This is a genomic window from Roseburia sp. AF15-21 (assembly GCF_003479505.1).
Classification (GTDB): domain Bacteria; phylum Bacillota; class Clostridia; order Lachnospirales; family Lachnospiraceae; genus Roseburia_C; species Roseburia_C amylophila.
This window is the reverse complement of record NZ_QUHG01000012.1, coordinates 1-21,679: the sequence shown is the minus strand read 5'-3', so window position 1 is coordinate 21,679 and position 21,679 is coordinate 1. Positions and strand designations below refer to the sequence as shown.

Below are 21,679 nucleotides of genomic sequence, written 5' to 3'. Positions count from 1 at the left end.
GAAATGTCGTAGGGCGTTTTTGGAAAGGAGTATTATGACAGAACAAAATAAAACTACTACTATTCCACTGCCTGTTCAGGGAAAAGATATGGACAGCATTATGCAGTCACTGGAATCCGGTGTGGAAGAACTTTTTACAAGTAACCGCTATCAGGAATTTCTTAAAACCATGGCAAAGTTTCACAATTATTCCTTTAACAATACAATGCTGATTGCTATGCAGCGACCGGATGCCACACTTGTTACCAGCTACAAAAACTGGCAGTCCATGGGTAGACAGGTCATGAAAGGCGAAAAAGGAATTACGATCATCGCACCAGCACCATATAAGAAAATGAAGGAAAAAGAGGTCCTGGATGAAAATCAGCGACCAATCATGGGAACCGATGGAAAACCTAAGACTGAAAAAGTGGAAGTTACGGTTCCACATTTTAAAGCAGTTACCGTCTTTGATATTGCTCAGACATCCGGGGAACCAATCCAGACACTAGCACCGGAATTATTGACTGCAGCTGTGCAGGATTTTGATTCTTTCATGCAGGCTATTCAGAAAATATCCCCAGTGCCGATACGATTCGATGAGATCAATGGCAATGCCAATGGATATTATCACAATGTAGATAAGGAAATCGTGATCAAAAAAGGACTCAGTGAAAGCCAGACCTTAAAGACTGCTATTCATGAAACCGCCCATGCAAAACTGCATGACAGGGAGATCATGGAAAGTCTTGGAGTAGAAAAAGACCGACTGACAAAAGAGGTTGAAGCAGAATCCGTTGCTTATTGTGTGTGTTCTTCCTTTGGTTTGGATACATCGGATTATAGTTTTCCTTACATTGCAGGTTGGAGTAGCAGCCGGGAAATGAAGGAAATGAAAGCATCTATGGATGTAATCCGCAAGACAGCCGGTGAAATGATCGATCAGCTTACAGAAGAGCTGGAAATCATTCTTGAAGAAAAACAGAAAACAGAATTACATGAAAAATACGGCATTCTGGTAGATGCACTGGAAGCAGCCGGATACCGCTATGATTATCGGGAAAGCGAACCGGGACATATTGTACTGGCACCGGATGGGACACATGAAATTGCCGGCTATCTACAGTTTGAATCATGGGGAGATATCCAAAACTGGCTGGAAGACACGATTACAGAAGGGACGGATATTTCGGAGAGAGTTGATCGGGCTATGTACCCATTTAAGTATGATTATACCCTAGAGGAAGAAATGTTCAGAGGTAATGGTGACCGCTATGCGATTTATCATGTGGATGAAGACACACCGGGAAAACAACATTTATTTATGAATATGGCAATGGTCAAAGAAGATGGCATTACAATCGATGCAGCAAATTATAAGTGTGTCTATTCTGGCAGATTACATGAAAATGAAAAGCTGGATGATTTGTATGCCGTATTCAACGATAATCCACCGGCAGATTATAAAGCACATTCTATGTCGGTCAGTGATGTTATCATTACAAACCGTGGTGGGGATATGCAGGCATATTACGTGGATCGATTTGGATTTGCAGAACTTCCAGAGTTTGCAGCACAAAGAGAAAAAATACTCGATATTGTCCCGGAAATAGAAAATGTGGATTATGAAAATGATCTTACATGTATCAGCTTTTATGCGGCTGAATGTGCTGAATTTCCTGTAATGGGTGAAGTACATTATGACCTGACATTACCGGAAGCCTTGGAAGCTTATGAGAAAATCCCATCAGAACGTATGCATGGACTGAAATGTGTTGGCTTTGACCTGAAAGACGGAAGTGATTATGAAGGGATGCAGAGCCTGATGATTGAAGGAAAAATACAGAAAGAATTTTTGAATTCGATTCCTGGATTTAGAGAAAACTCTTATGTGCAAAATGCAATCAGTCGTGTGGAAAAGTACTTGGAAGAAAGACATCCAAATGTGGAAAATCCTCTGAAATCCAATAAGAAAGTGGATAACGAAAAAAATATAAGCGAAGAAAAAAACGAGAAGGAGCTGAATATACAGATGAAACCAATACCGAAAAAGAAAAGGGGAGAAATGAGCCTATGAGAAATGTAAACCTGGAAGAAAACGAACTGACTATTACTGCTATCTTCCAGCAGCACACAAAGGAAGAAACAATCCAAACACTGAAAGAAGCTTTGGAAGTTTTGGAACAGGAAGAAAGTGATACTGAGAATGATGAAATGATTGAGATCATCAATTCTACAGTTGGAAAATTACAGCAGATCGAAGACAAATACTACTATTCTCTGGATCTGAATTATTATCTGAATAACTTGGAGGACGATGCCTATGAAGCTTAATCAATTTGCAGTCTACCGAGTAGATCAGCAGACAGCAGGAAAAGCACTGTGGCATCTGCCATATCAAGAAGCAAGACAGCAGAATGTGTCGATTACTGTCGAAAATTACCGAGTAATCTCGATTCATGAAATGCAGGAAGAAGAAAAAGTCGCTGACATCTGGAAACGAATGAAAAAGCAATGCGAAGTCAGTGACGTACTTGTACTGAACAGGGATGGAGAAATCAACTGCTACTATGTAGATGAGAACTATCCACAGTATCTGGCCGGATTCATTCGTATCAATACATCGGGCGCACTGATCACTATGGAGACTGAGAATTATCAAATTGACGGAAAAAAAGGGAACTGGATTGCAACAGACACCATCATCATCGACGGGAAACAGTTTTATCTGATGGAACATCAAGTATACCGGGATCAGGCTCAAGGTGTTATCCTGGATGCCTATGGAAAAATGGTTGTCGAAGAATGTAAGAAATTCGACGAAAAAACAAAACAAAAGATCCATAATTACATTCAACAGCAGGCACCGCTAAATTCAGTCGAACAGTTAAAACAAGATGGTAAAATCCGTCTGGAACATTACCAGAAGTTCTACCAGAACGGCACTTATGAACGAAGCAGAGAATCCGGTACCGAAGCCAATTATGATATGGTGGACGGTCTGGTAAATAATCAGAAGAAGAATCCAGAAAAGATCTCTAATGCCCGCAGCAACAAACAGACTCCCAGAAATCAACAGGATGGCAAACCCAAGAAACGAAGATCCGTGATCAAACGACTGCATCAGAAACAGATTGCTATTGCTCGTCGGTCCGGAAAGCCGATACCCAAGTACCTGGATCAGGAAATGGAAAGAAAGCGGGGGTAGAATATGCGAAGGTTAAAGTGTGAAAAAGAAACGATTATTCTGACCAATGAAGATGACGGATTCTATGATGTGTATACCTTCAATCAGAGCTTGCAGAAACGGTTGAGATCCTTTGCTGAGAAGTATCCGGATGATTGCTGGTTGAAAGGAGCTTCGGAAGATGGCAGTGAAACGTATATGATCAGAAAGGGACGGTTATCATTGAATTTAAGACCACCCTATTCCAAGGATAGGATTCATAAAGCAACCGAACGAATTATTGAAGAACAGAAAGAACAATCAAAGGATTCATAGAATGCGATTTAAGAGAAAAAAGCCTCATGACCATGAGGAAAAATGAAAGCAAAATACGTTAGTTGATAAAGTGTATAGGCTCAAAAGGGAAAGTGCCCTTTTGGGCCTTTTTAATTTAAAATAGTTCTAAAGAACAAGTTAACAATCTGTAGATTCTGTATGTTTTAAAGATCAATCGTTATACTAGTTTTAGACCGAATTATCGTTCTAAAGGAGGTGTCACAATGGATTTAAAGGCGGTTGGTCAGAGAATAAAAGCTGCAAGGGAAGCTAAGAATCTTACACAAGAAGAATTGGCAGCACTGGTAAGCTTAAGTCCAACTCATGTAAGTGTTATAGAGAGAGGACTGAAAGTAACAAAACTTGATACCTTTATTGCGATTGCAAATGCATTAGATGTTTCAGCAGATACACTATTGATTGATGTTGTGACACATTCGGTTACTGGCGTTACGAATGAGTTATCTGAAATGATAGAGAAACTACCTAAAGAAAAGCAACAGAGAATTATCAATGCGGTGAGGGCATTGGTGGAATAAATACATGAATAAGAAGATGGAAGGGCTTATTGCTCTTCTTTTTTATTTGGTTTAACGTGAAAATATGATATAGTAGTTCTAAAGACTTATATATAATTCTGAGGAACTTAATAAAATGAAGAAAAATAATATAACACTTGTATTTGTTGCTATCGTTTTTTCGATTATTGTTGGAATGATAATTGGAAAAAGCTTATTAAAGTATAAAGAAGGTGAGCCAGATGTAGTTGGCAGTTTTTCTATGAATAGAGATGAAAATCTTACAGTAGTTGCTAACAGAAAAAATATTTCTGATAAAGAAGCATTTGCAAGACTGCTTTTAAAAATGTACAAAGAGAATTCATTTCATTCAATAAAATTTTCTACAGATCATGGATATGCAACCAGCCTTGATATGACCGTATATTCTTGGAAAGAAGATATCGAAAATGGAAAATCCATTATGCAGATAGAATTTAGACCGATTGAATATGGAAAAGATTATGATATTGTTCATAATCTAGATAAATATGTGCTTTTTATCGATGGAACAGAAATAAAATGAAATATATAGATATGCAGATAAAGCGCAGAAAAAGAGGATTGCTCAACGCAGGATATTTTCAATTATTACCCCAAAAAATGATAAGAGAGAGGCAGCGGAAAAGCCGTTGCCTCATTTCAGTATTATGACACTTAATCTAGTTCTGCCCCTAACTCATACCTCCAATACTCCGCTGCCTCATACTCCCTGGGTTCTGAGAGTACTGGTACGGTAAAGAGTTCAACCGGAACACCGAGTTTTGATGCGAAGAGTTTCATAAGATCCTCTTTCGGTGTTCGGACATCGCTTTCATACTGAGAAATCCGGACATCAGCACAGCTTTCTGGAAATCCAACAGCCATGCCGAGTTCTTTCTGGGTGAGATGATTTTTCTGTCTTAAGTGTTTTAATTTTCTTCCAAATGTAATCATAGTATTATTCTCCTGTACTTCCAAAAGCCCCGGTTCCTCGTTCATTACCAAGGTCCAGGACAAAATCTGCGATCACGACTGGTGTAATCACCAGCTGACCGACGCGTGTGTCTTTATGAATGGTCTGAGAAGATGTGCTTACGTTGCTGATAATGGCATGGATCTCACCACGGTAACCGGAGTCGATCGGTGGAAGTTCGCATACCAGTCCTTTTGCTGCCATGCTGCTTCGTGGAAAGACATATCCGGCAAATCCATCGGGGATGATAAGACCAAATCCAAGTGGAATTCTTGCAACCTCACCTGGTTTTAATACGCAATCATAAGGCATGAATACATCAGCACCGGCATCATTTTCATGTGGCCGGAAGGGATAATGATCTGCTTTCAGACCAAAGTCAATCAGTTTAATCTTTATGGCTGCTCACCTCCCTTCTGATGAGCAATGGATAATCTGCTTTTAAGATATCTGACGGTATCCAAAGTTTTGAAATAGGATTCTGGCAGGACATCTGTTTTTCCATACAGTTTCCTCTCTGACAGAATGGACCGGTCAGATCCGGTGCAAAAAGAATCGGGCTTAATTTGTACAATCTCTGCCAGATCTGTAGCATCACAATCCTTGTTTCATCCGTATTTCTTCTGCAGGTTCTCTGACCGATCATATGCTTCCACTGGTAAGGCGTTGCACTGATGATCAGTACGTTTCGAAGTCCCTGAGGTGTGGCATATCCGGCTGAATCATGATCAATGCCTAAGGCACAGAGTTCTGTATAGTGGTCCAGATCTGACTGACAGCTTTTTTTGTAAATATCCTGGATTTCTTTATCTGCTTTCATGATCCCATATGGAATAGCAAATGCAGCGTGACCGGAATAATTGCTGTACTGCAGAGATGCACTCATGTACTTTACTTCGTTCTGATGCCTTGTGATCTGTGCCAGGAAGCGTCTGCTTGCACCAACAACAGCCACGGTAATGACCATGAATTTCTGTACGGTTGGATGTGGAAGCCCCGCAATGTTTTCTACGGTCTTCTGACTGTAGGATTGATGGTAAAGGTCCATCAGATCTGCTATGCTCTGAATCGTATGACCGTGTTGTGTGAGCCTGGCAGCAAAGACCATATTTTGTTCTGCTTCCCGGATTCCATAGCAGTTTAAGATAGCTGTTTCAATGTGATCCATAGGCCTGTTCCTCCTTTACCAGAGCTTTTAAAAGGATCAGATAATTGATGCAGTCTGTGATTTTTTCATCCCACTGTTCCATGTCAAAATGTAACAGAGTGGAATAACACATATCGTAAAGGGATACGACATGTTTCGACATCATGCCGGTCAGTGCTGCTTTTGGATCACAGTTCTGTAAAGCGGCAGCAATCTTGAATGCACTGAGGCGGTCAATATTATCACCGGTATATTCTTTCTTTTTATGTGCCAGAATATCGGCACACTTTCTCATCTGAAGTTCAAATACAACATTAAATTCTTCTTGTGTCATGTGATAGTTCCTCCTTTGTTTTGTAATAGTTATCGTTCGAGATCTTTGGTTTTTGATTTCACTGGTTCTGGAATCTGCATCTGAAGAATGGCATCAACATTCTGATCGGCAGTGTCCAGATCTTTTAATTTTTCTTTCAAGCTGCTTATTGCTTCTTCTTCGGAAGCTATCTGCTGTTGCAGTTTTTCTTTTTGTAAAGTCAGGGTTTTTAGGCTTGTCATCTTTCCATCCTGATAAAAGGATCTCAGCCAATCTCTGGCTTCTTCATATTTCTGAATTTCTTTCGCATGTTCTTTCCGGTACTTTCCTTTATACTTTGCATTTGAAAATTGGGAATAAACTTCCTTGTTTGCATAGTACTGTCCGGTGTAGCGGATCTGATCGTTGAGAGTCCTTAGATTGGACCGATGCTGAGCAAACTGTGTCTGCATTTCTTTCAGTTCCTGCTTTGCTGCAAGTAGTGTATTTTTCAAATCTGACTGCGTATCAAATCCATGCTCCTGCACATAGATAATGGTATTTGCCATTTGCTGCAGATTAGAAAGTTTTACCCGATGAGCATAAGCCGGGCTCTGCATTGCTTTCACATTTGTCTGGAGATTTACAACCAGGCGAAGGTGAGATCTGACGTAGAGAATGGTCAATGGATCCTTGCGTAAGAAGGTCTGTTCCAGGTGTTCTTTTCCGTATCGTGTTCCCAGTGCACGTTCAGTAATCCGCTTCTGTCGATCAGGATGAAGATAGCTGTATCTGCCCCGATGATCAATCACAGAGATCTGAAATTGTTCCAGAAGTTTAGATTGGAATTCATCAAAACTATTGGATGTGGCAGCACATTCATCAATCGCATTTCGTAAATATTCTTTCTGTGTAAGGAACACGGTGGATGTTGGTTTGAGACCATCTTCGATGATTTTCTGATTGATCTCATTAAGTTTTTGTTGGCCGTGTTTCTGTGCCTGATACTCTTTCTGCGTGATTTTTCTTTCAGCCGGAGCAAGAAGATCTATCTGGTGAAGTCCTTCCTGTTGGCATCGATCCATGACAGTTTTCTTAAAAGTGCTCATGAATTTATCAGTGGAACGATGCTTGTAACCGGCGGCTTCCTCATGTGGTTTATCCATATATGGCTGCCTTTCCACTGCAGTCTTTCGCACACTGTTGATAACGATGTGAGTATGGATATTTCCGGATTCATTGTGGCCATCGGTGTGAGTAACTACCAGTGCCTGATATCCGGGAAACATCTGCTTTGCAAGTTCCAAACTGATTGCCTGTGCTCTCTTTCCGGTAAGACCGTTTTCTGTAACATCGGCTGGATCGTAGCTGATAATGTAGTGATGACTTTTGATGTCTTCACGTTTCTTATTCTTATGAAAATGAGCATTTGTCAGTTCGCATTCTTTGTCAAAAGACATCGGATCACAGTTCAGTCCATCCATATAAAACTCTTTTCGCAAGATGCTTCGACCGGATTCATCTACAATCTTTTTCCCGGTTTTTTCATCATGTTCAAACAGAAGGTAATTGATAGCAGCTGAGTAATTTGCATTTCTGCTTTTAATGTGTTTTACGATTGCCATTCATACCACCTGCCAGTTTCAGTACCTCTTTTCTCAGTAGGAATAAGTCAGTGATGCACTGATGGATTTCATTTTCTATAGCACGTGACTGACTGCCACCGCTGTTAAAATGCTTGGCAATCTGATTGAGATTCGATCCGATTTTTCCATATTCACTGACCAGTTTTCTGAGATCGTTCATGTCTGCAACAACTTCAATTTGGTGATTGATTTGCTTTTCAAGTAGTAGTTTTCTCAGATATTCTGATCGGCTAATGGACAAACAAGCTGCACCTTGAGCTAATAAATCAAGTTCGACATCTGTAAGACGTAATCCTATAAAATGTCTGTGATTCAGTTCTTTATCTTTGTTTTTTGTTCTCATACTCCTCCTTCCGCTGAGACTATTCCTCCCACCGGGAGTCCACGTATTTCAATATCGGCTGTCCCTTCCGATATTAGAAATAGTGCTGTGAACACCTTTAGGTGGAACCAACAGACAAGTGAAACGTCTGTTATTGAGAGGGTATGGGGAGATCCCCATTAAGATAAAACCCATAGGTTGACGGGAGGCCAAATGGCAATACCGTTAAACATGGGTGGATCTTGCTCTGTATGTGTACCCCTCTATATAACGAAACGCTCAGAGGCTGTTTTACAGTGGGGGAAAAGAAAAAATATCAAAAAAAATGATGATTAATGGTGAGCTTGTGATAGAATGAAAAAAAGAGAAAAGCATAAAGGATGTAGTTGTGGAGAAAATTTGTTATGATTACAAAGTAAAATCGGGAGCTGTAGTAAAGGAGGTTTACAATGGGGTTTTGGATTTTTATGTTGATTATGGATTTGCTTCTTCCATTTACGATGATTGGTTTTGGAAGATATTTTATGAAAAAGGCTCCAAAGGAAATAAATTCAGTATTTGGATATCGGACTTCGATGTCTATGAAGAACAAAGACACATGGGAATTTGCTCATAAATATTGTGGTAAAGTTTGGTATGTCTGTGGAATGGTTATGTTGCCGATAACAGTAATATTCATGCTTTTAGTAATTGGAAAAAATGAAGATTGTGTTGGGAGTATAGGAGGAATTATTTGTGGTGTTCAACTTATTCCTTTAATTGGATCTATTCTCCCAACAGAAATAGCATTAAAAAAGAATTTTGATAAGAATGGAACAAGACGATAAATTCCAGTTTTTGAAACAGAGAAATTGGTATTTTAAGAGGAGGTATGTATTATGAATATAGGATTTTGGTCATGTATAATTTTGGTTATACCATTTGTAATTATAGGTGTGTTATTTGCGATTTTTAAGGAAAAAGCAACTAAATATGTTTCAGGATTTAATTCATTTTCTAAAGAAGAACAGGCAATGTATGATAAAGCTCAGATCTCTCGTGATATAAGAAATCAGTGCTTCATATGGACTGTTATAATGTTAGCAGGAGCGACATTATCCTGCTTTTTAACCCCATATATGGCTATACCAGCCTATATTATTTGGTTACAGTTGTCATCAATATCACATTCAGAACGGCGGCTGACAGGTTTGATTTTCTTGCCATACTTCCATTCGAGGTAAGGAATGTAGTCTTTGTAATCCCATTTTTCGTAATAGATTATTTTTGGGAGCTTATCAATCTTGAATTTTTGATATTTGGGAGAATGGGAATCATCGAAGACCCACTGCTTAAGGGGAATATATCTGCAGATAAAATTAAAAAGCCAGCAGATTTGTTTATGTTCTACATAAACAAGTCATTGGGTGAATATTGACTTCATTCTTTAGATTTTGATATAATATAGCAATTTGCATAGTGTAAAAAAAGCCTATTCAGGCGGAGGATATATAACAACAAGAGGTACAGAAATGTTTAACATAGCGATTTGTGATGATGAAGAAACGCTCATTGATGAGCTGAAAGAAAATCTTATAATGTATGCTGCTGAAACGAATAAAGAGTTTTGCTTTTTTATCTATCACGACGGCATCGAGTTATTGCAGGAATACAGGTCAGATTATGACCTGATTTTTATGGATATAAAGATGGAAAAGCTAAACGGCTTAAAGACAGCGGAGGAAATTCGCGAGATGGACAGCACCGTTGGGCTTATTTTCTTAACCTCTTTGAAGAAATATGTATGGAGAGGTTATGAGTACGGTGCAGTCAATTATTTCTTAAAGCCTGTGAAATATAGCGTCTTAAAAATGGAGCTTGACCGCTATTTTGCCCGTTATCAAGGAAAAGACGAGCCATATATGAGCTTTCAGAACGATAATGGAAAGTATAAGGTGCTGTATAAAAATCTCTGCTATGCAGAAACCGAAAAGAGAAATGTTATGCTTCATTTTGAGGGGCAACAGCAGATAATCTACAAAAATATGAAAGAAGTATCCGCCCTTCTCTTAGCACAGCCGCAGTTCGCCAGCCCGCATCAGAGCTTTGTGGTCAATATGGCTTATGTGAAAAGTGTGGAGAGCTTGGAACTTGTGATGACCACAGGAGAGCGTATTCCAATCAGCCAGCCGAAGCGTAAGGACTTTATGATGAAACTGACGGACTTCTGGGGGGATATGCTGTAATGGGACTTTATTATTGTTTGGATTTTATAGGCACACTAACGGAAGTGTTGGAGGTGCAATAAAATGTGGGTTTATCAATGCTTAGATATATTAAGTACAGTAGTAGAAATGGCTTGTCTGTATATTATCAGTGGGATTTTACTGAAGGAGTCTCGCTTTCATACATCATTATGTAAATATATCCCGCCGATTATAATGTTCATGGTTACTTGGATATTAACTTGGTTTTCGGGGCTTGGTGCGTTCAAAATGCCAATCATTTTTATCGTGGCTTTCATAGTATTGCAAGTCAGTTACAAAGAGTCCATTTACCAAACTGTTATTGCTATAGAAATTTGGTTTATCTGTTGTATTTTTTTAGTGGAGGCATTTGTCTATCCAGTCTCGAAGTTTATATTCAATAATATGCTTTTGGTCGTGATAGATTGTCAAAATATTCTACGTTGGGAAGTGTATGTTATTGCAATTGCTATTCGTATTGTTTCACTGATTATCATTTATGAGGTATTAAAAAACTTTAAGTACAAAATCAAGGCAAATGATTGTGCAGTTTTATCAACAGTTTTTATGATAGGTTTTGCTGCATTGATGTTCAGCGTTTATAATGTCTTGAATTTAAGCAAAATACCACATATACTTATTTTTTTCAGTCTGACAATTTTTATATTGATTTTTCTTATTGTTTTTCTATACTCTAAAAATACGATGTTTCTTCGCGAACAGGAACAGAAAGACAAAATGCAGATTGCACAGCTTCAACAGCAGTTTGCTTACTATCAGGAAAAACTCAAAGATGAGGAGAAGGTACGCTCCGTTTACCACGATATGAAAAATCATCTGCTTGTCTTGCAACGGCAGATCAATTCTCCCGAAACGGCAGAAATGGTTGAAAAATTGCAATCGCAGGTGGCAATGTATGAGGACTATGAGCATACGGGGAACGATATTCTTGACATCATTTTGAAAGAAAAATCAGAAACGGCAAGAGAAAAGCATATTGCATTATCTGTTACCGCAGACCTTAATGGTGTAGATTTTATTGAGCCTTTGGATGTTAGTACCATTTTCGGGAATGGACTTGATAACGCCATAGAAGCAAGTGAAAAACTTCCTGAAGAACAGAGGGCGATACTTGTGAAAGCAGGACGGGTACAAAACTTCTTTTCCGTACTGATTGAAAATAGTTGTTTACAAAACAGAGAATACACAAAGCAGAGAACTACTAAAAGTGATGATTTTCTTCACGGTTTCGGCATTTCTAATATGCGAAAAGCCGCAGAAAAATATGATGGGCAGCTGACTATCAAATGCGAGAATGAGAAATTCACCTTAAAAATCTTAATACCAATCCCATAATATGTTGTGGCTTATGAGCCTGTTGTCTATCACGGACAGCAGGCTTTTTAAATGCTTATATTAGATTTTGCGTTCTGAATATTAGAAACTGCGTCTGCTATTGTATCTTTATTAAAATGGAATATGATGGGCATATCAAGTGGTACAAATCAAGGAGGAATTACTATGTCAATATTAAACGCAACCCATTTGAAAAAATACTATGGTAAAGACGAGAGCCTTGTCAAAGCTCTGGATGATGTAAATGTTTCCGTAGAAAATGGTCAATTTGTTGCCATTATTGGTACATCGGGCAGTGGTAAATCTACTTTACTCAATATGCTTGGTGGATTGGATACCCCTACTTCCGGTGGTGTACAGGTGGAGGATAAGAGCCTTGAAAAACTTACAGAAGAACAGCTTACGGTGTTCCGCCGTCAGCGTATCGGCTTTATTTTTCAGAACTATAATTTAATCCCTTATCTTACAGCGTATGAGAATATCGTGCTTCCTGTTCGTTTGGATGGAAAAACCGAGGACAAGAAATTTTTGAAAGAGATTGTGCGTTTCTTGGAACTTGACGGGAAACTTTCTAACTATCCGAGCCATCTTTCGGGCGGTCAGCAGCAACGAGTAGCGATTGCCCGTGCGTTGGTATCAAAGCCTGCTATCATCTTAGCCGACGAGCCGACAGGAAACCTTGACAGCCGTACAAGCGATAAGGTTATCGACCTTTTGAAGATGACAAGCGAAAAGTTTAATCAGACTATCGTGATGATTACCCACAACCCTGAAATCGCTGAAAAGGCGGATGTGAGAATACGCATTGAAGATGGCAAAATAGCAAAGTAAGGAGGCAGTCGGAATGAACAATAAAAAGATAACGGCAAAAATGATTTCTCTGATGTCAAAGCAGAGCCTAAAATCAAGCCGTATGCGTAACATCTTTGTGATGATTACCATTGTTTTGGCGGCGGCTCTCTTAATGGCAATTTCTATGTATGCTGTCGGTCAGCAGGAGGATAATCAGAGAAGACTCTCCCACGCACAGGAAGTGGGTTACTATAATCTTACAAATGAACAGGTAGAAACCTTAAAGGATGATGAAAGAATTGCATATCAAATTCAGGTTAAAATGGGAACGACTTCTGAAATGGATGGCTTTGAGGTTATTCCGTATTATGTAAGTGAGCTGTCCGATAAAATTCAAATCGGAGAATTAGAAAGCGGTAAGCTACCTGTACAGGAAAACGAAATCGCAGTACAAGGTGCTATGCTAAAAAAAATGGGCATTGATGCGAGTATCGGCAGTCAGATTACCTTGAATTTTTATGATGGAAATACAGAAACCTTTACGGTTACAGGTCTTTTGAAGGGCGGAGAAAATGCCAAACAGTTTGCGGCGTTTTTCTCACAAAGCTATGCTGAAAGTGGCAGTCAGTTAAAGGACGAATCTTATGAGGTTTATGCAAAGCTGTACGGTGCGACAACAATGCGTTCCGAGGATTGCAAAGAAGCGATGTATTTAATCGGAAGTGACGCAGGTATTGAAAGAAAATATGTCAGCCCATCAAAAGCATTCCTGGACTCTTTATCTGTGGATACACAGGATGTATTAAAATATGGTTTGATAGGTATCGTGATCCTGCTTGCCTGTATTTTGGTTATTTACGGTGTATTCTACCTATCCGTCATCGGCAAAATTCATCAATTTGGTCAGCTTCGCACTATCGGTATGACGAAAAAGCAGATGAAAAAACTGGTATCAAAAGAAGGACGCAGATTGTTTCTGTATGCTTCCCCTATCGGTATTTTGATTGGCGGAATTGCAGGATACTTTATTATTCCATCAGGATTTAGTATCATCAATACCTTGATCATGGCGGTTGTAGTGTTTGCAGTCATTTATGTCATTACGATGATTTCCGTTCATAAGCCTGCAAAGTTAGCCGCTGCGGTATCGCCTATGGAAGCACTTCGCTATACAGCACAGGACGATATGAAAAAGACGGCAAACAATAAGATGTGTCGCAGCCTTACGCCACTTGGATTAGGTATGATGAACTTCTCTAAGAATAAAAAGAAAGCGGTTATCACAATGCTTTCTCTTGCTCTTGGTGGTATTCTCTTTATGACAGCGGCGACATTTATGACCTCTTTTGATAAAGATAATTATGCAAGGCAGGGTATATGGAAAGAAGCAGAGTTCCATATCAAATATTCTGATGCTGCCGTTGAACTGAATGAAAACGGTATGAGTGGAATGCAGGCACAGACACCTATAACAGAACAAATGGTAGAGGATATTTCTGCCATAGATGGGGTGGAAAAGGTAGAAGAACTGAAAAGCCTCGGTGTAAGTTTTGATTTTCCACAACAGGATGAATACGACAATAATGATTATATTTATCCGATGAACAAAGAGGAAACAACAGAAATCAAGAAATACATTGAAGAAGGAACTGCTGATTATGACAAACTAATGTCAGGTGATTATGTCCTTGTTGCAGATAATACAAATGTGCAGGAAATCTATGGTTGGCAGTTTTGCGTTGGGGATACTCTAACACTTCACTATTATGACGGTAATAAAATGGCAGAAAAAGAAGTTACGGTGCTTGGTCTGTTAAATGAACAATATACTTTGGACAACAGTAGTTTAGACGGTTGGTTTGTTATGCCGGAGGAAGCTGTGAAAAAATTTGTTCCATATGAAAGCCTAAATGCCCACCTTCTTATATCGGTTGATACAGAAAAGGAAAGCACAGTTGGTGCAGCATTAAATGAAATGATTTCTCAAAGGGCAGAGCTATCTTTGGAAGCATACGCCGACAGAAAAGTGGCTTACGCCCAAACAGCAAATACAATATTCGGAACAATCAGCGGGTTGGCGATTTTTATTATGATGTTCAGTATTTTAAGTATGATGAATACACTGATTACCAATATTGTTACCCGTAAACAGGAGCTTGCAATGCTTGAATCTATTGGTATGTCAAAAGGTCAAATACGAAAGATGCTTTTAGGAGAAAGCCTGCTCTTAGTGTTTGTGGCTGTGGCTGTAACGATGACAATCGGAACGCTGTTAGGATATGTGCTTACACATTTACTTTATAATGGAGGAGCATTTTATATCTCATTCAAATTCCCAACAGTATTTGTCCTTGCATATACGCTTGTACTGATTGCTGTACCGCTTTTGATTACCCTTGTATCAATGCATAGCTTTTCAAAAGAAGCACTTGTAGAAAGATTAAGAGGAATGGAAAATTGATGTGTGAATATTCAATCCGTATTACAGGTAATCACGATATTCTGGTGCTTTCACCTCAAATCATAGGAACGCTGATAGAGAAAATACGATGTTCAGACACGAAAGAATTGATAATCCCTGCGGACGAATTACTTCCGCAGGGGTATGTGGAATATCTGGAGTCTGTGATGCAGACCAACAACATAGAAAAGAATATTGGCAGACAAGATGTGTATGACTTAACAGCGAAGCAGGTAGGAATGTTGAAGGTTAAACGGCAGCAATGCTTCGATAAAGCAAAAGCAGAAACAACGGAAAATGCCACACAGTTTAATCTCGAAACAAATGAAAGCTTCTTTTTACTGACAAAACAATCAGACAGTCGTTTTGTTTGTGACTATGAAAATGGAGAGAAAATTGTGGTTTCGTTGAAGTATTGCTGAATGCGAATAGTCTGGAATTTTAAGTCGATTTGAGTTGTTGCTGTGGTGTTGTTCTATTTCAAAAAAGAGTGAAATGATATAAATAAGGCCACGGCTGATTTCATGTTGGAACAGCCGTGGCTCAGTTTATTTTTTATCCGTATAAACGAGACTGTTCCGCAGATTATGTAGAACAGACAGAGTACGATTCCGATAGTGAGAACATACGAGAATAAAGATGAACTTAAGAACGAAATAAACAAAAGTTTGTTGAATTAAAAATGAAATAAAGTTCCAATAATCATAGAGTGTATGGATTCAATTCCATATGCTCTTTTTCTTTACTGAAAAATTTAATGTTACGAGTGGTATTAAAAAACTCGCAAGAAGACTCGTAGGAAAAAAAGTAAAAAAATTTGCTTTTGACCACTGTAAAACATGCTCTGAGCGTTTCGTTATATGAAGGAATAATTTTTTTTCATATTTCAAAGAAAAGAGGATAAAGAAATGTCAGAGAAAAGATGTTATACAGTTCAAGAGTTACAGGAAATCTTAGGAGTCAGCAGACCTACTATTTATAACCTTTTAAAGAAAAAGGAATTCCGGTGGATCCAGTTGGATGGCGGAAAGTATCGTATCTCAAAGAAGAGTTTCGATGACTGGCTCGATAACTTGGAACAGTAAAAAACAGGGTGTTGATCAGGCAGATTTTTTCTGCAATCGACATCCTAAATTTTTATCTGGATTTGAGATATGATATAAGAAAAAATACTAACACTAAAAAGACAGGAAGTGAAGAATAAATGGCAACAGCGATTATGAAACAAAAAGAAGTTCCGGAAATGGACGATGTTGAAGAAATCATTTCAAAGATATCAGAAGACAGTCCTTACAAACGGCGTTCGACACAAAAGAGAACCTGGATGACCGTGCCGGAAATGGGAAAGCTGCTGGGATTAAAAAAGACAGATCGATACTGGCTGGTGCATAAAAATGTTTTTGAATCTAAAGAGATTGCCGGAAAGATACGAATCAATATTGCCAGCTTTGAAAAATGGTACGCCAATCAGATTAAATACCATAAAGTTACCGGAGAAGAACCAGGGAAAGAATTAAAATCCTGGTCCTATTCCGTTAAGGAAGTTGCGGATCTGTTGGGTGTTGATGAGTATCTTGTTTATGATTTACTCAAGAAAAATCAAATGGAAGCTGTTATTGTCGATTACTGGAAACGAATACCAAAAGAATCCTTTCAGAACTGGTATAAAAGCCAGTCCCGGTATCGAACAAAGGAAGACAGAGAAAAAGACGCTCTTCTGGAAGATGCAACTATTACGATGCCGGAGATGGCACAGTTGCTTGGAACAACCAGAAGCTCGGTATATACAATTCTTGATAATCCAAAGTATAGCCATTTTTTTGAATTCGTTGTGATTGCAGAAAAGAAAAGAATCACAAAAGAGAGTTTTCAAAAATTCCTGGAAGGTCAGGACCGTTATAAGCTGGATCCATCGAATGATTATGAAGAACTTGCACAGGAACAAAATATTGCCCTGGCTAATTTCCGGCGGAAGAAATTATCACAAACCGGAATACGAGGAAGCAATGGAAATATAAAGTATCTTACTTTTGATGAAGCTTCCTATCTGGCAAAGGTCAGCAGAAGCATGATCAACAAGTGGGCGGATAAAGGAAAGTTCACAGTAATAAAAGTTGGCAGTCGGGTTAGGATCCTTCGGGATGAATTTGAGGACTGGATGGAACAAAGAGATTTGGAAAGGAGCATGCAATAATATGGCATCAATAAGAGAACGAAACGGAAAATTCAATGTAATCTATTCTTATACGAATGAAAAAGGCGAGAGAAAACAGAAATGGGAAACCTATGAAACAAAAGCCGAAGCTAAAAGAAGAAAAAAAGAAATTGAATATAAAAAAGAGATGGGATCATTTGTCGTCCGTAAATGCAAAACATTGGACGAGCTTATTACAGAATATGTTGCACTTTATGGCAAAGAAAACTGGGCGCTTTCTACATATGAAGGAAATGTCTCTCTTATCAATAACTATATTCTTCCGATCATTGGTGATACGAAACTCTCAGAGATTAATACCAGATTCATCGAAAGATATTATCAGAGTCTTTTGAAGAGGCGTGCCGTTATCAATCCATTAAATAAAACCAGTCGAAATGAATTTGTATCGTCCAGTACGGTCAGGGATGTTAATAAGCTGCTCAGGAACTGTTTTGAACAGGCAGTGAAATGGGAACTGATGGAGAAGAATCCCTGTACTCATGCGACTGTACCAAAACATAAATCCCAAAAAAGAGACATCTGGACAGCGGATACATTGATGTATGCACTCAGTGTCTGTGAAGATGAACGATTAAAGCTCGCAATTAATCTATCTTTCTCATGTTCCCTGCGACTTGGTGAGCTGCTTGGTCTTACCTGGGATTGTGTAGATATCTCTCCTGAGGCAATTGAAGAAAACCGTGCATATGTCTTCATCAACAAAGAATCACAGCGTATAAGAAAAGAATCGTTGAATGCATTGGATGGAAAAGATGTGTTGTTGGTATTTCCGACAAATCATAAGAAGAATTCTACGGTCCGTATTTTGAAAACACCGAAGACAGAAAGCAGTGTGCGTAAGATATTCTTACCAAAGAGTGTCGCTAATATGCTAGTAGACTGGAAAGCTGAGCAAGATGAAATGAAAGAAATTCTTGGTGATGAATATATGGACTATAACCTGGTTATGGCAAGTACCTTTGGTCTTCCTCTCGGAGATGGAGCAATCCGTGGTCCTTTAAAGAAACTGATCGAGGACTATAATCTCCCACCGGTTGTATTTCACAGCTTTCGTCATAGCAGCGTTACTTATAAGCTGAAACTGAATGGTGGAGACATCAAGGCGGTACAGGGTGATTCCGGTCATGCTCAGGTCAATATGGTTACGGATGTGTACTCTCATATTCTGGATGATGACAGAAGAAAAAATGCAGAGCTTTTTGAAGAAGCGTTTTATGAGAAAAAGAATCTGGATCCACAGATGCATGTACAACAGGGAAATAATAATGCAACTGTTGCTGATGAAGTCGATCCGGAACTTCTGGCAAAAGTGTTGGCAAATCCAGAGATGCGGGCATTGCTCAATTCACTGGCGAAGACGATGAAGTAATGAAAAATAGTGAAAAAATAGTGTAATTTTAGTGGAAAAACGATTCGCAACGATATAAGAAATAAGTATCGGAATAATAATACAAATAAAGTTTCAAATGAATCAATAAATGAATCTTTAAATTCAAATGGTTGGTAGCATACACGAACACAAGGCAGACAGGAATTATTTCTCGAAGCCAATGTAGATGAATTGAAAACACTCTTAGAAGTTGCTTTAATTCAGAGCACGGGAGCATCCAACCGAATTGAAGGTATAAGTTGAAAAAAAACTTTGAAGCAACTTCGAAGCTGCTTTGAAAATATCAAAGTAGCCAGTCAAAAACGCATGGACAAACCGTCTCGTATGCGTTATATTATTTATAGACAAGAAAATATCTTGTGCTTTCGATAGGAAGTTTAATTGAATACTGTTTACCATGATCGAACGTACGAAGCATGGTGGTCATATAACAGATGTCGATGGTAATATCAAGGCATTCCCCAATTATTAGCTGGAGCAAACAATCAGCTAACTTTCAGAGCTTTACAGAGCTTGACAGAGGGGGTATTCAGAATAACTCAAATTGAATCGGAAACAGTTTTTAATAGTGTCCCATATGGGTTTACCTTACCTCAGATTGACAGAGAGTGACAATAAGTTGGAGCTCTCCTAAGACTCTATTGTAGGTTCGATTCCTATAGGAGACGCTCATTTTTAGCGGTAATGAAGATAGTTTCATTGCCGCTTTTTTCATGCAGAATTGTAATTTCAGTGACAAATTTGTCAGCGAAGCAGGACTGAAAATACTGATTTTGTCAGCGGGAATGGATGCTTGTCACCGATTCACATTTTCTGATTTATCACACAAAGGGATTAACTACAATGTAGGATGAGCTTTGGGGTGTAAAATTAGGAAAAGAAGTGAAAAAACACTATATTCTTGAAAGCCTTGTTTGTTACGAAACTTTTTAAGCATATTAAGAAATAAAAGAGATTGTGTTTAAAGATGGAAAACTTGTCTGAGACGCAGCGAAGTAAATAAAATGAATAATATAGGAAGTCAGTAGTGCGTGAATAAACTGCTGGCTTCTTTTTTGATAGATACAGTCACTCCCAGAGAGTGTGCAGGATAGTAAAGTAATAATATCAACATGACGATATAGAAAATGCAGGGAAGCATTGTATTTCAAAGAGTTTGAGATACAGTGCTTTTGTGTATTAACAGGGGTAAATGGTTTAATGCTTTTTTTTAATCGTATTTCGTGTTAAAAAATTGTATTTGGTGAAGAAATACCGTAATATTTTGTTTCATGTGATATCTTTTATAGGTGAGATTTGAAACAGAATAAAGATTGAGCCGATATATAAATGAGAAAGAAGGTGAGTGCTATGCTGGAAATTGTTGTCTGTGATGACGATATAGCAGATCTTGAGTGTGCAGTGACTATGCTGCATAAGATTTTTACAAGTCAAAAGATTGCTTATCATATTGAGCAATTTGCGTCTGCAAATCAAATGCTTGAAAATATCAGCAACATTGATATCGGAATTTTAGATATTTCGATGGAAGAACTGAATGGTATTAAACTGGGGAGAACATTGAAAGAAAAATTTCCGGATGTGAAATTAGTGTATATTACGAGTTATGAAGAATATTGTATGCAGGTCATTAACGAAGTTCACGCATTTTCATTTCTATGTAAGCCATTGGAATATGATAAATTGGAAACGCAGATGTTGGAACTGCTGGATCAACTGCCGGATACCGGAGCAGAAAAGGATTTTTATAAAGTGACGGACAGCAATGGGAAAGAGTATCTGTCGATTAAATTGAAACTCAGGGACATTTTATATTTTGAATACATAAAAAGATCAAGAAAAGTACTGATAGCGTTGTCTGATATCACATATGAGTATGACTGCATTTTTGAAAAACTGGTTGAGGAACTGCAGCCCTATGATTTTGTTGTGAATTGCAGAGGAAATCTGGTTAATTTAAGGCATATTGAAAAAATAAAAGGCTTTACCATTTATATGGATAATGGAAAAGAACTCCAGATTGCGCAAAAGAGAAGCAGCGATTTTAGAGAAGAAGTAAATAAATTTTTGCAGAAAAATTCATAGGAGAAACGATGAATACGATTTTACTGATATTATGTAATGCTCTTTCCTGTTTTATCATAAGTAACATACTGTTCCAGTTTATGAATGGAAAGTATAAAAGGAGCAGTCAAAATAGATATGCATATATTGTGATCGAGGCTGTCACAGTGATTTTTACAACCTGTATCAATATGCTCAATCATTCCATATTAAATTTGGTGGTCTGGGGCGTGTTGACGGGGATAATAGCATATGCTCTGTATTATGAGGATATGGATAAACCGTTAAGACGTATCATTGAATGTGAGGCATTGGTATTTTGCATGTCTGTTTGTGAATCATTAGGAGTGATTCTTTTACAATGTATTTTGCAGGCAGCAGATATAAAAAATGTGAATGAAACGATGCTTTACTGCCTTGAGGTAACATTTTCAAAAGTAATACTTATTTTTTTGTATTATACATTCATAAACAGGTTTGTGAAAAAGAGCGATATTCCTTATGCAAAGACAAGGTACATCATGTATGGAATTATACTCCTATACAATCTGATTAACATGGGTGTAATTGTAGAGAATTTTAAAAATGGAGAAGAAAATTATTTATGTGCAGTCAATATGGGGTGTATTGTTCTGGCAGATCTATACCTTTTATATTTTGTTAAAATGGCAGATGAAAAGAACTATTATGAAAAGCAGCTCATCGCTTTAGAGCAACAGGCAAAGGTACAATACGAATACTATTTGACGCAGACAAAAAAATATGATCAAACC

23 protein-coding genes and 2 pseudogenes are annotated in these 21,679 nt (G+C 38.2%); 18 read left to right on the top strand and 7 right to left on the bottom strand.

The window, feature by feature from the left end; translation table 11 throughout:
- Positions 1-34 precede the first annotated feature (34 nt).
- The 6 genes from DWW33_RS13720 to DWW33_RS13695 all read left to right on the top strand — a co-directional run bounded on the left by DWW33_RS13720 (position 35) and on the right by DWW33_RS13695 (position 4,564).
- Positions 35-2,056, top strand: coding sequence for a YodL domain-containing protein (locus DWW33_RS13720; RefSeq protein WP_117739825.1), 2,022 nt, complete (start codon positions 35-37; stop codon positions 2,054-2,056).
- Positions 2,053-2,313, top strand: coding sequence for a transposon-transfer assisting family protein (locus DWW33_RS13715; RefSeq protein WP_096240118.1), 261 nt, complete (start codon positions 2,053-2,055; stop codon positions 2,311-2,313). Before DWW33_RS13720 ends, DWW33_RS13715 begins: the two co-directional genes overlap by 4 nt.
- The gene (locus tag DWW33_RS13710) at positions 2,303-3,187 is read left to right on the top strand and encodes a DUF4316 domain-containing protein (protein WP_117499797.1); all 885 of its coding nucleotides are present in this window, start codon (positions 2,303-2,305) and stop codon (positions 3,185-3,187) included. Before DWW33_RS13715 ends, DWW33_RS13710 begins: the two co-directional genes overlap by 11 nt.
- A 3-nt stretch (positions 3,188-3,190) precedes the next feature.
- Positions 3,191-3,481, top strand: a complete 291-nt coding sequence (locus DWW33_RS13705; RefSeq protein WP_003864551.1) for a hypothetical protein — start codon at positions 3,191-3,193, stop codon at positions 3,479-3,481.
- Between the two features lie 224 nt (positions 3,482-3,705).
- Entirely contained in the window at positions 3,706-4,020 is a 315-nt protein-coding gene (locus DWW33_RS13700; RefSeq protein WP_029471614.1) for a helix-turn-helix domain-containing protein, read from the top strand.
- 115 nt (positions 4,021-4,135) lie between these two features.
- Complete coding sequence (locus DWW33_RS13695) at positions 4,136-4,564, top strand: hypothetical protein (RefSeq protein ID WP_029471615.1); 429 nt, start codon at positions 4,136-4,138, stop codon at positions 4,562-4,564.
- A gap of 131 nt (positions 4,565-4,695) precedes the next feature.
- Here DWW33_RS13695 and DWW33_RS13690 read toward each other — a convergent pair whose 3' ends face one another.
- From DWW33_RS13690 to DWW33_RS13665, 6 genes are read right to left on the bottom strand one after another with little or no spacing between them, the layout of a single operon-like run.
- Positions 4,696-4,974 carry a helix-turn-helix domain-containing protein gene (locus DWW33_RS13690; protein ID WP_029471616.1) on the bottom strand — a complete coding sequence of 93 codons (279 nt, stop codon included), beginning with the start codon at positions 4,972-4,974 and terminating at the stop codon, positions 4,696-4,698.
- Between the two features lie 4 nt (positions 4,975-4,978).
- Positions 4,979-5,365 carry a dUTP diphosphatase gene (locus DWW33_RS13685; protein ID WP_255494011.1) on the bottom strand — a complete coding sequence of 129 codons (387 nt, stop codon included), beginning with the start codon at positions 5,363-5,365 and terminating at the stop codon, positions 4,979-4,981.
- Between the two features lie 16 nt (positions 5,366-5,381).
- On the bottom strand, positions 5,382-6,161 hold the full coding sequence (locus DWW33_RS13680) for an FAD-dependent thymidylate synthase (protein WP_118639711.1): 780 nt from the start codon (positions 6,159-6,161) through the stop codon (positions 5,382-5,384).
- A complete protein-coding gene (locus DWW33_RS13675) occupies positions 6,148-6,474 on the bottom strand; it encodes a hypothetical protein (RefSeq protein WP_117739828.1) in 327 nt (108 codons plus the stop codon). The genes DWW33_RS13680 and DWW33_RS13675 overlap by 14 nt, the downstream gene beginning before the upstream one ends.
- Before the next feature lie 29 nt (positions 6,475-6,503).
- Positions 6,504-8,057, bottom strand: coding sequence for a relaxase/mobilization nuclease domain-containing protein (locus DWW33_RS13670; RefSeq protein WP_117739829.1), 1,554 nt, complete (start codon positions 8,055-8,057; stop codon positions 6,504-6,506).
- Positions 8,035-8,421 (bottom strand): plasmid mobilization protein, encoded by a 387-nt coding sequence (locus DWW33_RS13665; RefSeq protein WP_117739830.1) that lies wholly within the window; start codon positions 8,419-8,421, stop codon positions 8,035-8,037. The genes DWW33_RS13670 and DWW33_RS13665 overlap by 23 nt, the downstream gene beginning before the upstream one ends.
- Positions 8,422-8,849: 428 nt before the next feature.
- Here DWW33_RS13665 and DWW33_RS13660 point away from each other — a divergent pair, with 428 nt between their 5' ends.
- Positions 8,850-9,227: an SdpI family protein gene (locus DWW33_RS13660; protein ID WP_003864540.1), complete on the top strand. Its 378-nt coding sequence runs from the start codon at positions 8,850-8,852 to the stop codon at positions 9,225-9,227.
- Between the two features lie 51 nt (positions 9,228-9,278).
- The gene (locus DWW33_RS13655; protein WP_242999649.1) at positions 9,279-9,623 is read left to right on the top strand and encodes a DUF3784 domain-containing protein; all 345 of its coding nucleotides are present in this window, start codon (positions 9,279-9,281) and stop codon (positions 9,621-9,623) included.
- On the opposite strand, the pseudogene DWW33_RS16295 reads toward DWW33_RS13655, so the two are convergent.
- A pseudogene (locus DWW33_RS16295) lies at positions 9,548-9,775 on the bottom strand (transposase); the annotation flags it as partial. The gene DWW33_RS13655 and the pseudogene DWW33_RS16295 sit on opposite strands and share 76 nt — an antisense overlap.
- Positions 9,776-9,911: 136 nt before the next feature.
- Between DWW33_RS16295 and DWW33_RS13645 the strand changes: the two are divergent.
- From DWW33_RS13645 to DWW33_RS13590, 10 genes and pseudogenes are all read left to right on the top strand, one after another.
- On the top strand, positions 9,912-10,625 hold the full coding sequence (locus tag DWW33_RS13645) for a LytR/AlgR family response regulator transcription factor (RefSeq protein ID WP_117739569.1): 714 nt from the start codon (positions 9,912-9,914) through the stop codon (positions 10,623-10,625).
- A 63-nt stretch (positions 10,626-10,688) separates the two neighbouring features.
- Entirely contained in the window at positions 10,689-11,981 is a 1,293-nt protein-coding gene (locus tag DWW33_RS13640) for a sensor histidine kinase (protein WP_117739568.1), read from the top strand.
- A 165-nt stretch (positions 11,982-12,146) separates the two neighbouring features.
- The gene (locus DWW33_RS13635) at positions 12,147-12,812 is read left to right on the top strand and encodes an ABC transporter ATP-binding protein (RefSeq protein WP_117739567.1); all 666 of its coding nucleotides are present in this window, start codon (positions 12,147-12,149) and stop codon (positions 12,810-12,812) included.
- 13 nt (positions 12,813-12,825) lie between these two features.
- Positions 12,826-15,234: an ABC transporter permease gene (locus DWW33_RS13630; protein WP_117739566.1), complete on the top strand. Its 2,409-nt coding sequence runs from the start codon at positions 12,826-12,828 to the stop codon at positions 15,232-15,234.
- On the top strand, positions 15,234-15,656 hold the full coding sequence (locus DWW33_RS13625) for a hypothetical protein (RefSeq protein ID WP_117739565.1): 423 nt from the start codon (positions 15,234-15,236) through the stop codon (positions 15,654-15,656). The genes DWW33_RS13630 and DWW33_RS13625 overlap by 1 nt, the downstream gene beginning before the upstream one ends.
- Before the next feature lie 486 nt (positions 15,657-16,142).
- Positions 16,143-16,319 (top strand): helix-turn-helix domain-containing protein, encoded by a 177-nt coding sequence (locus DWW33_RS13620; protein ID WP_003864535.1) that lies wholly within the window; start codon positions 16,143-16,145, stop codon positions 16,317-16,319.
- A gap of 119 nt (positions 16,320-16,438) precedes the next feature.
- Positions 16,439-17,428, top strand: a complete 990-nt coding sequence (locus DWW33_RS13615; protein ID WP_118639710.1) for a helix-turn-helix domain-containing protein — start codon at positions 16,439-16,441, stop codon at positions 17,426-17,428.
- Position 17,429: 1 nt separating this feature from the next.
- A complete protein-coding gene (locus DWW33_RS13610) occupies positions 17,430-18,821 on the top strand; it encodes a tyrosine-type recombinase/integrase (protein ID WP_181977215.1) in 1,392 nt (463 codons plus the stop codon).
- A 1,371-nt stretch (positions 18,822-20,192) separates the two neighbouring features.
- Positions 20,193-20,927, top strand: coding sequence for a LytR/AlgR family response regulator transcription factor (locus tag DWW33_RS13595; RefSeq protein WP_118639709.1), 735 nt, complete (start codon positions 20,193-20,195; stop codon positions 20,925-20,927).
- An 8-nt stretch (positions 20,928-20,935) separates the two neighbouring features.
- A pseudogene (locus tag DWW33_RS13590) lies at positions 20,936-21,679 on the top strand (ATP-binding protein); the annotation flags it as partial.